We start from the raw sequence: 13,520 nt of genomic DNA, 5'->3' as shown, positions 1-13,520 counted from the left end.
ATTTACCGCATTTGACTTCTTACTAAGAAAGTTGGACTATAAATGAATAATATGGAAAAGCCAATAGGAAAGGTAGAATTCGAATCTTCTTCTCTTTTTCTAAATAAAGGATTTACGTGGGCAAAACAAGAAGCGCTTTCCTATGCCCATAATGGTGAAGATACAGTTGGATTGTGGTATGAAGCTGCTTTGCCAGGAAGAGCTGCATTTTGTATGCGTGATGTAGCACATCAAAGTACAGGTGCTTCCATTCTAGGGCTTCAGAATCATACAAAGAATATGTTATCTAAATTTGCAGCGGGAATTTCTAGTGAGAGAGATTGGTGCAGTTACTGGGAAATTTATAAGGAAAATACCCCAGCCTCTGTAGATTATCGATGTGATTCTGACTTTTGGTACAATCTTCCTGCTAATTTTGATGTTTTAGACGCATGTTATCGGCAATTCCTTTGGACAGGCGATACAGAGTACCTCAATAATCCTGAATTCATAACATTTTATGAGAAAACAATTAATGAATATGTACGAGCTTGGGATAAAGACAAGGATGGGTTAATGGAACATTATCCTGAGTATGGAAGACGTGGTATTGCCTCTTATAATGAAGATGGGTTACAGCCGCTTATTGCAGGAGATTTAATTTCTGCACAATATGCAGGTTATAGTGCTTTTGGGAAAATCAATGAGTTAAAAGGCAACCATCAATTGGCAAAAGTTTATAAAGAAAAAGCGACACAGTTGCAAAAAATATATCAGAACGATTGGTGGAATGAAAAATCATCCAGATTCTATGGTGCACTGTTACAAAATGGAGAATTTTATGAGTCTTATTATGATATAGCCAATTTTTTACCGCTTTATTTTGGACTTGTTTCTGATAAGGAAAAATTAAAACTTGCGTTAAAAGACGTAAAACAGAATGGTGTTGTTAATGTAGAAGGAAAATCCTATTTCCCAGAGATTTATTATAAAAATGGGGACAATGAGGAAGCCTATGCTATATTGCTAGAATTAATAGACCCTAGTTTAATTAGAAGAGAATATCCAGAGGTTTCTTATGCCGTGATTGGTTCGATTGCAACAGGGATGATGGGAATTTCAGCAAATGGTGACACTGAAATAACAACTATGTCTCGATTACCGAATGAACTAGAGTGGGCAATAATGAGGAATGTGCCTATTTTAAATAATGTACTTGATATTTCTCATCTCTCTAATCGAGAAACAGGTTTAACGAATCGTTCCGGTAAAGCTTTAAAATGGAAAGTCCAGTTTCCATATAAAAAGGAGCAATGTTTGATTAACAACGTAACGGTTGATCTACAACATGAATATGGTTTGGATGGAGTAGTAACTTCTTTTGCTATCGTAACGGTGAATGAAGGGGAAACGATATGTGCAAGTGCTATATAGGGATGGAGGTGAAAGCTTAGTTATCTATATTTATAAATTCATTATAGTATAGAATTAACTAGGTGGAAGAAATGGGAGTGGAAGGTCTAATAGGAGGGATTTATCGCTATTGTGAATGGATCATGCGATTAGCTTATATAAATATACTTTGGATTTTTTTTACCTTGCTCGGTTTCGTTGTTTTTGGTGCTGCTCCAGCTTCCGCAGCTATGTTTGCAATTTCAAGAAAATGGGTAATGGGCAAAGAAGATACTCCGATTTTTTCTGTTTTTTGGGATACTTATCGGAAGGGATTTATTAAAGCGAATCTAGTGACATTTTTTATGCTTCTCATCGGTTTTTTATTGTATATTGATATTCGATTATTTCAACAAATGGAAAATATCATTTCCTATGTTATTTCTTTTATTCTAATGGGTGTTTTATTGATTTATTTTGCTGCTTGTTTTTATCTTTTTCCATTATTGGTTCATTATGAGATCAAGGTTTTCCAATATATTAAGTATTCATTCCTATATGCCGTGTCTTATCCTATGCACTCGATATTAATGATTGTTGGGACAGGAATTATTTATTTCGTTGTTACATCCATACCAGGGCTACTTCCTGTCCTTAGTGTTGGTCCGCTAAGTGTTTTAATAATCTCAATCAGCTATCGGGTGTTTTCAAAAAAAACGCAACATTTGGGATCGTTAACGTAATGAAGCATGATCGGCATTGAAAAAAGGATCTTCAATCGAAGATCCTTTTTAGCTGCATGTTCAATTATCAATGGCGGTAGTATCCGTGTTTCCGGTGACTATCTTGTAAAGGTTGAATGTACTCAAATCCGCAGGAAATCAAGCAGATTACCGCCAAGATGGGTAAGGTGCTTCAGACTTGCAATCGAAAGAGCAGCAATAAACAATCTTAAATAAAAATAATAATTTTTCGAGGTGTGAGTCCTTCAAACGAAAAGATTTGGAATTGGCCATAAGTGTTGTAGTTTTCATTTTTTTGATAGGTGACAAAAGACCAGCTACTATCTTGTTATGATAGTAGCTGGTCTTTGCGATGAACACATAGATGCGAAACTCTAGAAAAGCGCCTGTTTGTTGAAGAAAATCCATCTAAATTTAACTTTTTTATTGACCTACTTCTGTTGTATTTCCATGAGCCTAATCAATGATCAAATGATTAATCTCGACAAAGTCTTTGCTGGAACGAAATGTCCCGGCGGACACACCGATTGCTTTACGGAACACTTTGTTGAAATAGTTGGCATTTGCATAACCTACCTGATCAGCAATGTCTGTAACAGTGAGGCTCGTTGAACGAAGAAGTTCCGCTGCTTTTTGAAGCCTGATTTTAGTAAGGTATTGAACAGGCGTCATATTCAGTTGATGCTGAAACTGCTTAATAAAATAATATCTTGAGAAACCAGATACGGCAGCTATTTCGTCGAGTGTAAGCGGTTCATGATAATGTGTTTGAATAAAGGATAGGGCTTTTGTAATCTGAGGAGAGAAACCTTTCGATGCTTTTTCGATGTTCCTTGTAAAACGGTAACACTCCATAATAAATTCATAAGCTTTTGCAGAGGCATAATATGCGTCTGTAATCTTTTGGTCATATGTGTCTTGATAGATTTTCAGCAAGAGCTGAATCAGCTTGGAGTCTGGAGGGATTTTTAAGACAGGGCCACTCTGTTCTTTCATAAACCGCCAGCAATCGGCGGCTTCTTTTCCTACTAACGTAATAAATACAAACTCCCATCCTTTGCTATCCTTTGGAAGAAAATAACGATGATCGCTTGGGACCTCGACAATAAATGCGTCCCCCGCCTCCAATGAATAACTGTTACCCCCTATATCAAGCCTTCCCAATCCTGACAGAGTATATTGAAACACATAGGTGCCGACATCTCTCCGCTTTAATCCGTGCCAATCATAGACTTCACCGAGCATTTTCGTTTCCACGCCGAGCACTGAAATGTTTACCACATTGTTGGGGAATGGTTCTTGAAAACGAAAACCGTACGTTCCATAATCCTTCAAATTTTTTCTCTCGTGAGTAAAAGACAATATTATACCCTCCTATCACAATAACTTACCATTGTAGTTAGCATGTAAACGTTTTATCATTATTATAACAACAAATAAATTAAAGTTGAATACAAGACAATCATCTTTTTGAAAAAGCAATTTTTTATCCTCGTTTAAAAAATTGACGGTCTCTGTTTCACTTTTCAGGAGGTAAGTGTATGTCGAAAATTACGTTTATTGGAGCAGGAAGTACTATTTTTGCAAAAAATGTTCTGGGTGACTGCATGTTTGTTCCGGCATTAGCTGGGTTCGAGTTCGCATTATTTGATATTGATGAGCAACGTTTAAAAGATTCCGAAAATATGTTAAACAATTTAAAACAAAGTGTACAGTCAAATGTTGTAGTGAAAGCCTATGCAGATCGCAAAGAAGCTTTAAGAGGTGCAAAATACGTTATAAATGCAATTCAAGTCGGCGGCTATAAACCAAGTACAGTAATAGATTTTGAAATTCCAAAAAAATACGGCCTTCGCCAAACAATTGCCGATACAATCGGGATTGGCGGGATTTTTCGTTCGCTTCGTACCATTCCAGTTTTGTGGGATTTCGCTAAGGATATCGAAGAAGTTTGTCCGGATGCCCTGTTTTTAAACTACACAAATCCGATGGCAACATTAACAGGAGCAATGCTGCGCTATACAAATGTCAAAACAGTCGGATTATGTCATAGCGTACAAGTTTGCAGCGAGCACCTTTTAAAATCTTTAGGAATGGATCATGAGGGTGTCGAAGAAAAAATCGCTGGTATTAACCATATGGCCTGGCTCCTTGAAATCAAGCGTGACGGCAAAGATTTATATCCGGAAATTAAACGTCGTGCAAAAGAAAAACAACAATCAAAACATAATGATATGGTCCGCTTTGAGTTAATGGATAAATTCGGATTTTACGTAACGGAGTCATCTGAGCATAATGCCGAGTACCATCCGTACTTCATTAAACGCAATTATCCGTACCTAATCGAGAAATTCAATATCCCTCTTGATGAGTACCCGCGTCGTTGTGTAGAGCAAATTGAACGCTGGGAAAAAATGCGTAACGAGATTGTTAACGATGCTCAGCTTACCCATACTCGTACTCGTGAATATGGTTCCCATATTATTGAAGCGATTGAGACAAATGTTCCATTCAAATTTGGCGGCAACATTTTAAATACGGGACGTTTAATTAGTAATTTGCCGGAAAAAGCGGTTGTTGAAGTTTCATGTGTTGCTGACCGCAGCGGAATCACTCCTTGCTATGTAGGAGATCTTCCAGAACAATTGGCGGCCCTTAACCGTACAAATATTAATACACAGCTTTTAACAATTGAAGCAGCCGTCAGCGGAAAGAGAGAACACATCTATCAGGCAGCAATGCTTGACCCTCATACGGCCGCTGAATTATCAATAGATGACATCGTTGCGATGTGCGATGATTTAATTGAAGCACACGGTGACTGGATTCCAAAATTCGAAGATTGCAAAACTATTTCGTTCGCATAACAAAAAGAGCTAAAACCCGTCGCCGGTTTTAGCTCTTTTTTTCATTCATTTATGTTTAATTACTCAACTTTCGCACAGTGAAATTGGCAAATATGCCTTGATATAGCTGGTTATACCTGCCATCCATTACTGAAGTTGCTTTTCGATTATGCGGAGAAGATGTCCCGATTGTCATAAAACCTTTTTACTAATGCCTTACTTATCCCACTCATGGGCAAGGTTTGCGAATCATATTATGAATTTTTTTAAGATGGTTGATGGCAGAGCTTTCAATTAGTCAGATGGCTGACCCCGCGCTGGGCGGTCCTCTAATCGGCGAAATGTCAGTTTCTATTTTCACGCCTTCATGCGGTTGGGCAGTTCCTGAATCGATTGGACTACTTAATCCAGCTTGGATTCAATCCGATAGAGCAGATAGAGGGTCACAACTTTTGGGAAACTTGGCTGATGAATGAAATGATTTGATCCAAGAGTATTCGCTCCTTTCTACATTATTTGGGATAGGGAATTGTACGTGAATTACCGGCGTATTTCTTTCGGAAAAACGAACTATGCACCAGGAAAACGTTAATTTTATGCGTTTTCGTAAACTGATGTTAAAGATATTACACACTTTCACCTTACGGGCGGAATGATGTAATAAGTCGCTGAAACCGTTGATATATAAGGGTTTGTATGTAAGGTGAAATTGAAATGCTAACATTTTATTAACATAGAGGATTATAATCGAAGCTTTCAATAGTTCACCATTCAGAGCTATTTAGAAAAATATTAAAAGAGAAAATAAACTATCAGTGGTATGGGATTTCTATATGGAGAAGGTGTCTTATCACATTAGAAAAGAAGAATGGTTCTAATGTTGGATTAATGGAAGAACTGATTTATAATAACTCTATTAGATCAATATCAAAAATTAGAAAGAAATATAAATTTTAATTAGCTAATGATTGGTATTGTAATTTTTCTTCTAATTAATGAAACAAAATTAGCCCCATCCTCCATTGGATAGGGCTTTTTATTATGAAGTTTTTTTAGTAGCTCTCTTTCTCGTAGTTGGTTTTTTCTTTGTAGTCTTAGTCTTATCTAACGAAGCTTGAAGTGCTGTCATTAAATCAGTAACGTTATTTGGAACTGGCTGTTTATCGCTTGCTGTTACAGTATTAGAAGCTTTTTTCTCTTCAATTAATTCCATTAAAGCAGTGCGATACTCGTCGGTATATTTTGTGGGTTCAAATTCTGTTGTTAGTTGGTCAACTAACATTAGAGCTGTATCAAGCTCTTTCTGAACTACTATTTGTTCACTCGGAATATTAGGTACATCAGCAACATCTCTTACCTCATCGGGAAAATGAATTGTTTCCATGACTAACGAATCTTTATATACCCGAACTATTGCCAATTGTTCCTTAGACCTTATAATGATTTTTGCAACGCCTATTTTTCCTGACTCCTCTAATGTTTTTCTTAATAGGGAATACGCTTTACTGCCAGTTGTGTCTGGAGATAAAAAATAAGAACGGTCAAAATAGATGGGATCAATTTCTTCTATCTTCACAAAATCGATTATTTCTACTGCCTTATCTTCATTTTCTTTTCTTAAGTTTTCAAGTTCCTCATCATCTAAGACTACAAACTTATTCTTCGCATATTCATATGCTTTTACAATATCCTCTTCTTTAACTTCTTTATTACAACCTTCGCATACCTTTTTATAGCTAATCGGTGTATTACATTCTTTGTGTAATTGTCTGAGCTTAATATCTTTATTTTCAGTTGCAGTATGGAGCTTAACTGGTATATTAACCAATCCAAAACTAATGCTACCTTTCCAAACTGTATGCATTACTTTCACCTCGTTTTCTTCTTACTATGCAATCAATCGTCTTTTTTTATGTATCAATAGGAGAAATAATCAAAAACTAAATGTAAACCAGATGAAAGTAGGAGAGAAATTGAAACCAATGCTCTTAACTGAAGCAACAGAAATTCCAGTCGGAGATGATTGGTTATATGAAACGAAATATGACGGTTTCAGGTGTATGCTCATTTGGGATGAAGAACCAATTTTAATTAGTAGAAACGGCAATATACTTAATCAAAATTTTCCTGAGATCATTGAATATTGCCTTGAAATTAAAGGACAAATAAATTCGTTTCTACCACTAACTTTAGATGGTGAATTAGTTTATTTAACAAATACCTTTCAAAGTAATTTTAATGTAGTACAAACAAGAGGTCGAATGCGTAGTCAAAATACTATCAAGAAACATTTAGAAAAGTTCTCCTGTCATTTTATCGTGTTTGATTGTTTGAAATATAAAGGTAAGAGTCAGACAAACTCATATTTAATAAAGCGCAAAGAGGTTTTACAAAAGTTATTCGAAACACTCGGTCTTCCAACTTCAATAAATAATGAAGACATAATTAATCGGTTACAGGCAATTGACGTGTTTAATAATAGTATTGAATTGTGGAAGAAAATATTAGTAAGTAACGGAGAGGGGATTATAGCAAAACGAAAGACCAGTAAATGGATTAGTGATAAGCGAACAACTAACTGGTTAAAAATTAAAAATTGGAGATACATTACTACTATTCTTACGAAATACAATAAAAGTAATGGTTTTTTTCATGGTGCTATTTATCAAGATAATCATCTTGTCGAAGTAGTTACTTTTAAACACGGTTTTAAAGAAGAAGAATCAACTACTTTAATAACTTTGTTTCAATCAAAAGGGATAAAAATTTCAGAAAGTATTTGGGAACTGGAACCTTCTATCTGCGTGGAAATAGCGTGTATTGATTTTTTGGGAGAAAAATTAAGAGAACCAAGATTCAATTCTTTTAAGCTGGAGATGAATCCTGATGAATGTACTTGGCAACAAATGTACCTTCAACTTCATCCAATTCCTGAATCAGTTCAGGTTACACATCCGGATAAGCCTATATGGCCTGCGAGCAATATATTAAAAGATGATTACTTGGTGTATCTACAAAATATTTCTTCTTATATGTTACCGTTTTTACGTAACCGAAATTTAACGATTATTCGCTATCCACACGGGGTACCAGGAGAAAGCTTTTACCAGAAAAGTAGTCCAGATAATGTACCTGATTTTGTTACCACCAAACAAATAGGAGATACAAACTTTATTATCTGCAATAACGTCGAAACACTTTTATGGTTGGGAAACCAACTAGCTTTAGAGTTCCACATACCATTTCAACCTATTCAAACAGAAAAACCAACTGAAATTGTATTTGATTTAGATCCACCATCTGTAAATGAATTTCATTTAGCAGTCAAAGCCGCATTGCATATGAAAGCTATCTTTGATCAATTCGAATTAATTTCTTTTGTAAAGACCTCTGGAGGAAAGGGGATGCAAATATATATTCCATTGCCTTTAGATAAATTTTCATATGAAGAGACTGGTATATTCACTAAGTTTGTTTGTGACTTTTTAATTGAACAGAATCCACAATGGTTTACGACTGAGCGCTTAAAGAAAAATAGAAATAATAAATTGTACCTGGACTATGTACAACATCGTGAGGGAAAGACAATAATTGCACCATATTCACCGAGGGGAAATGAAAAAGGGTTCATTGCAACGCCGCTATTCTGGGAGGAAGTTAACGAGACGTTGAATCCGAGTATGTTTACTATCTCTTCTGTTTTAGCTCGTATTAATAAAGTGGGAAATCCTTTTTCTAGTTTTCGTCAAAGTGAAAATGATCAAAAGTTTGCAGTTGTACTTAATCAATTAAAAGGACTCTTAGAAAAATAACATCATAAAGCCATCGTTAGATGCAGATAACTTTAGAGAGCTTGTTTAATTACAGCTCTCTTTTTTAATGCATATCTGAAGTTGTCAGAATACAACGAATTTAAACATCATTAGAGTACAGCTTAGAAGTCGCAAATATCATCCTTAAACAGATTATTGCTCAGGATAGAATGGCACTACCTGCATGGGGAGCAAGAGAATACCTTGTAATAGATAGTGGGTTACAGTTTAGAATCAAAACTTTACTATATAAAAGAGGTGTCAGAGTATTAATAAAGCTAAACAGCTTAGATACATATGATATTGAGATTACTAGAGTCTCAGGTGATTCAATCGAAGTTCTTGATACTGTAAAAGGTGTATATTGCGATATGTTGATTGAGGTTATTAATAGCCTGATTGAGAAAGATGTAAAAGGAAAGGCTAAGAAAACAGTTTTCTCTTTGTATATACATAATACTGATTTTGTTAGAGGGGTATGTATTAAGCGTGATAAGGATTACTTTCTACCAATATCATTGGAGGTCGTTATTTTGGAAGTTATAAGAATGACAGAAATTGAAAAATCAATTGCTAATACACTTTACAATGAGGGGTTCATTGGCGAGATAGATGATGTAATAACATTCATAAGAAATTATGTTCACATATACACTGGATGTCGCTCTAAGACAGACTTAGCAATTCAGGTAGTTGATGAGAGAGGAATCTTCCATGATGCTCCTAGAGTATTAGTTGATAACTTTGATTACTACAGATACTCTCTAGAGCTCGTCTCAGAAAGTACCTATTATCAAGTATCAGGTACTACTTGGATAAGTGTAACTAAATAATTTAGTAGGAGTGCTTAGGCTCTGTCTGATTCTGGCTGTCACTAAGGGAGTCCAGTAAATATTATGCTTTGGAGTTGTATAGTGAAGGAAAACGTACATTAAAAGAGATTACTGAAATCATAGGTGTTAGCTGGGCTACTAGATTAAAGAGGTAGCTCAATGACTAGAGATACAAGGAAAGCTCAGGAGGAATAAATTTGAAACCTACAGAAACAAATAAAATGAAAGCAATCAGGGAATTATGGGATGCAAAAATGACTCCTAAAGAGATTGCAGAGGTCATGGGATTACATGTAGCTACCATCCATAGAATCCTTGTGAGAATTGGAGCAAAAGAAAAGAATGAACAAGTAAGCAAGAGACTTACAGCAGAGCAAAAAGAGGACATTGTTAAGCTGTATCAAGAAGGAATGACAATTGAGGAAATCATGGATACTGTTGGATGTTCAAAACCTACTATATACAGTTATGTGAACAAGGCAGGACTCAGTAGAGACATTCCTAAGGAAACAATAGACACAGCAATTGACTTATACATCAATCAAAAAATGGTAGTACCTGAAATTCTTAAAAAGGTAGGCATCAGCAAGGCTACATTCTATAGAAAGTTAAAAAAATATGAGAAAGAACAGGGGAGCAATAAGCTCCTCCTTTTTAATGATAAAAAACTGACTTCACAAAAAAGACTGCCCTCAAAAGTCTGATTTCACCGACTTTTTAGACAGCCTTTTTTAATATTGATTTCCCAAATTAGCTCTCAATACATTCTCTTTATACATTTCTTTAACTGACTCAGGCATAGTCTTTGAATCTGTCCAATCCTGAGATTCTTCTAAGCATGTAGAGGTCAATGCCTCAGGTAATCTTATCTCTTTTATATCTGAAAGGTTAGTCACTCTAAGCGCAACCATTATAGCCATTATTTGTACTTTATTTATACTAATACCCTTACCGTTTATTATCTCCGATATAGTTCCAATTCTCATACCTGTCATATTAGCTAAATCTTTTTGAGTTAAGTTTCTCTCTTTTAATAGGTCATCTACTTTTATTATAAAATAAGCATCATTTAATTCTCTAGCTGTATTCATTACTACTTCATTCATTAAAGAATGGGAAAACTCTAATACATTTTCAATTCTTATTTTCTTCACAATAATCCTCCTAAGGATGCAGATGGTAAGGTATACCTCTTTTCCGTACCTGTGTGATGAAACATTAAAAATTATATATATATTACGAATAAAATTAAAGTTGTCAATTGATTGTCGAATAAGCAAATGTTTTGTTGGGGAAAGTACTTTATAATAGTCTTAGATAGAAAATTATAAAGATTTCATCTCATTACCTTTAACACTAGAAAATGAACGAAAGAGGGATCTGCTGTGTCTAAAACCGCTCAACCTTTATCAGATTTAGAAATTGCACAAAATGCTACAATGCGTCCTATTACGGAGATTGCAGAAAAAGCAGGTATTCCACAAGAAGCACTGGAACTTTACGGAAACTATAAAGCTAAAATTAACCCATTAAAACTAAACACAAACACATCTTCAGCAAAAGTCGTTCTTGTAACAGCGATCAGCCCTACACCTGCAGGCGAAGGTAAATCAACTGTGACCGTTGGACTTGCTGATGCACTTAACCAACTAAATGAAAAAGTCATTGTTGCATTACGAGAACCTTCGCTTGGCCCGATAATGGGTATGAAGGGCGGAGCAACTGGTGGTGGCTACGCTCAAGTATTGCCGATGGATGACATAAATCTGCATTTTACTGGGGATCTCCACGCAATTACTACTGCAAATAATGCACTTGCTGCATTAATAGATAATCATATCCAGCAAGGTAACGTATTGCAAATAGACCCTCGTCGTATTATTTGGAAAAGATGCTTAGATATGAATGATCGAGCACTTCGTAATATAGTAATTGGTTTAGGTGGACCTGTGCAAGGAACACCACGAGAAGACGGCTTCGATATTACTGTAGCTTCAGAAATTATGGCTATTTTCTGTTTAGCAAAAGATTTACAAGATTTGAAAAAACGTATTTCTGATATTGTCATTGGCTACACGTATCAACGGGAACCAGTGTTTGTTCGAGATTTAGGTGTAGAAGGCGCACTAACACTATTGTTAAGAGATGCGTTTAAGCCTAATTTGGTTCAAACAATAGAAGGAACCCCAGCTATTATTCACGGTGGTCCATTTGCTAATATTGCACACGGATGTAATTCGATAGCGGCAACAAATACAGCTCGTAAGTTAGCGGATATAGTTGTGACGGAAGCGGGATTTGGCGCAGATTTAGGTGCTGAGAAATTTATGAATATTAAAGCAATGCAAGGTGGACTCAAACCTAGTACGGTTGTAATTGTTGCCACAGCTCGCGCATTGAAAATGCACGGAGGAGCACTGAAAACCGAATTGAAAGCAGAAAATGTAGAAGCTATTACTAAAGGAATTGAAAATTTAGCTAAGCATGTGGATACAATTCGTAACTTCGGTGTTGAACCTATCATCGCATTAAATCGCTTTATTACAGATACAGAAGAAGAGCTTTCTGTTATTTTAAATTGGTGTAGAGAAAATAATGTGAAAATAGCACGTACGAATGTCTGGGAAGAAGGCGGTAAAGGTGGTATTGAATTAGCTAAACAAGTACTATCTGTTATTAACGAAGAAAATAACTTCACGCCACTTTACGATATCTCAGAGCCAATTGAAGAAAAAGTTCGTACAATTGTTCAAAAGGTATATGGAGGAATGGATGTTCACTTTACAGATAAAGCACTAAAACAAATAGTACAAATCGAAAAATTCGGTTGGGACGCTCTACCGATTTGTATGGCAAAAACACAGTATTCTTTATCTGACCAACCAAACTTATTAGGTCGTCCAGAAAACTTTACAGTAACAGTAAGAGAAGTTATTCCTAAACTAGGTGCTAAGTTCCTCGTTTGTTTAACAGGAGATATTATGACTATGCCTGGTTTACCAAAAGCTCCAGCAGCATTGAAGATGGATGTCGATGCTGACGGTAATGCTGTTGGACTATTTTAAGATTTGAAGTGAATGAAGAGTTGTCTAACTTTTGATTTAAAATCAACTTTAGACAACTCTTTTTTATTTTTATTCCAATTAAAAAAGTTTTCACCAATAAGAATAGTGAGTCATATAGTGGAGAAAAGTGTTATGACTAATTTTAAAGGCAAACTAAAACCTAATACCAAGTATTTAAATAAGATTAATAAAGATAGGGGCTGTAAGAATGGGGCGGGAATTTATTTATCTTTTCGATGAATGGGCGAAGTCATACGAAGCATCAGTAACTGGTCAGCATAAAGAATATCGTGATGTATTCGAAGGCTATGAAAGTATATTAGATAAAGTTGCAAACGCTTCAACAGGTACAGTGATTGAATTTGGAACTGGCACAGGAAATTTGACGCTTAAGTTGGAGGCTGCTGGAAGAACAGTCATTGGCATTGAACCACATGAGACTATGCTTGAAATTACGAGGGAAAGATGTCCAAATGTACAGCTTATCAACGGTGATTTACAAAATTTCGAGATAGAAATTAAACATATAGATTCAATCGTTAGCACCTACGTGTTCCATCATTTAACGGATGATGAAAAACTAGAAGCTTTAATAACCTATTCTAAGTTATTACAACCTGGAGGGAAAATAATTTTTGCAGATACAGCATTTGCAACTGAAGAGCATATGCAAGCAATGATAACTAAGGAGAGGGCTCGTGGTTTCCATGAAGTCGCTGATGATTTAGAACGGGAGTATTATACAACAATTCCAAAACTACAAATAATGTTTCAACAAGCAAGTTTTGACGTTAAGTTTGAACAATTAAACGATTATGTTTGGTATATGGAAGCAAGCAAAAAATGATTT

11 protein-coding genes and 1 pseudogene are annotated in these 13,520 nt (G+C 35.5%); 8 read left to right on the top strand and 4 right to left on the bottom strand.

From position 1 onward, the window contains the following. The first annotated feature begins 42 nt into the window (after window positions 1–42). Window positions 43–1,413, top strand: a complete 1,371-nt coding sequence (locus AMD00_RS11240) for an MGH1-like glycoside hydrolase domain-containing protein (RefSeq protein ID WP_053417162.1) — start codon at window positions 43–45, stop codon at window positions 1,411–1,413. A gap of 71 nt (window positions 1,414–1,484) precedes the next feature. Further along, entirely contained in the window at window positions 1,485–2,114 is a 630-nt protein-coding gene (locus AMD00_RS11235) for a YesL family protein (RefSeq protein ID WP_053417161.1), read from the top strand. Between the two features lie 456 nt (window positions 2,115–2,570). On the opposite strand, the gene AMD00_RS11230 is transcribed toward AMD00_RS11235, so the two are convergent. Beyond that, a complete protein-coding gene (locus AMD00_RS11230; protein WP_053417160.1) occupies window positions 2,571–3,476 on the bottom strand; it encodes an AraC family transcriptional regulator in 906 nt (301 codons plus the stop codon). A gap of 179 nt (window positions 3,477–3,655) precedes the next feature. Here AMD00_RS11230 and melA point away from each other — a divergent pair, with 179 nt between their 5' ends. Then, complete coding sequence (melA, locus tag AMD00_RS11225; RefSeq protein ID WP_053417159.1) at window positions 3,656–4,981, top strand: alpha-glucosidase/alpha-galactosidase; 1,326 nt, start codon at window positions 3,656–3,658, stop codon at window positions 4,979–4,981. 384 nt (window positions 4,982–5,365) lie between these two features. Here melA and AMD00_RS23230 read toward each other — a convergent pair. Beyond that, window positions 5,366–5,434 (bottom strand): annotated as a pseudogene (locus AMD00_RS23230) (YvrJ family protein); the annotation flags it as partial. Between the two features lie 565 nt (window positions 5,435–5,999). Further along, complete coding sequence (gene ku, locus AMD00_RS11215) at window positions 6,000–6,824, bottom strand: non-homologous end joining protein Ku (protein ID WP_053417157.1); 825 nt, start codon at window positions 6,822–6,824, stop codon at window positions 6,000–6,002. Between the two features lie 91 nt (window positions 6,825–6,915). Between ku and AMD00_RS11210 the strand changes: the two genes are divergently transcribed. From AMD00_RS11210 to AMD00_RS11200, 3 genes are all read left to right on the top strand, one after another. Continuing rightward, complete coding sequence (locus tag AMD00_RS11210; RefSeq protein ID WP_245639503.1) at window positions 6,916–8,772, top strand: DNA ligase D; 1,857 nt, start codon at window positions 6,916–6,918, stop codon at window positions 8,770–8,772. Window positions 8,773–8,942: 170 nt separating this feature from the next. After that, window positions 8,943–9,605 carry a hypothetical protein gene (locus AMD00_RS11205; RefSeq protein ID WP_053417156.1) on the top strand — a complete coding sequence of 221 codons (663 nt, stop codon included), beginning with the start codon at window positions 8,943–8,945 and terminating at the stop codon, window positions 9,603–9,605. 197 nt (window positions 9,606–9,802) lie between these two features. Continuing rightward, a complete protein-coding gene (locus AMD00_RS11200) occupies window positions 9,803–10,309 on the top strand; it encodes a helix-turn-helix domain-containing protein (RefSeq protein ID WP_053417155.1) in 507 nt (168 codons plus the stop codon). A gap of 27 nt (window positions 10,310–10,336) precedes the next feature. Here the strand turns inward: AMD00_RS11200 and AMD00_RS11195 are convergent, their stop codons facing one another. After that, on the bottom strand, window positions 10,337–10,759 hold the full coding sequence (locus tag AMD00_RS11195; RefSeq protein WP_053417154.1) for a helix-turn-helix domain-containing protein: 423 nt from the start codon (window positions 10,757–10,759) through the stop codon (window positions 10,337–10,339). A 231-nt stretch (window positions 10,760–10,990) separates the two neighbouring features. Here AMD00_RS11195 and AMD00_RS11190 point away from each other — a divergent pair, with 231 nt between their 5' ends. After that, the gene (locus AMD00_RS11190) at window positions 10,991–12,670 is read left to right on the top strand and encodes a formate--tetrahydrofolate ligase (RefSeq protein WP_083446211.1); all 1,680 of its coding nucleotides are present in this window, start codon (window positions 10,991–10,993) and stop codon (window positions 12,668–12,670) included. 208 nt (window positions 12,671–12,878) lie between these two features. After that, a complete protein-coding gene (locus tag AMD00_RS11185) occupies window positions 12,879–13,517 on the top strand; it encodes a class I SAM-dependent methyltransferase (RefSeq protein WP_053417153.1) in 639 nt (212 codons plus the stop codon). Window positions 13,518–13,520 lie beyond the last annotated feature (3 nt).

Origin of the sequence: Viridibacillus arvi, from assembly GCF_001274945.1 — a bacterium.
Taxonomy (GTDB): Bacteria; Bacillota; Bacilli; order Bacillales_A; family Planococcaceae; genus Viridibacillus; species Viridibacillus arvi.
The sequence above is the reverse complement of the archived record's forward strand: the minus strand, read 5'-3'. Positions and strand labels throughout refer to the sequence as shown.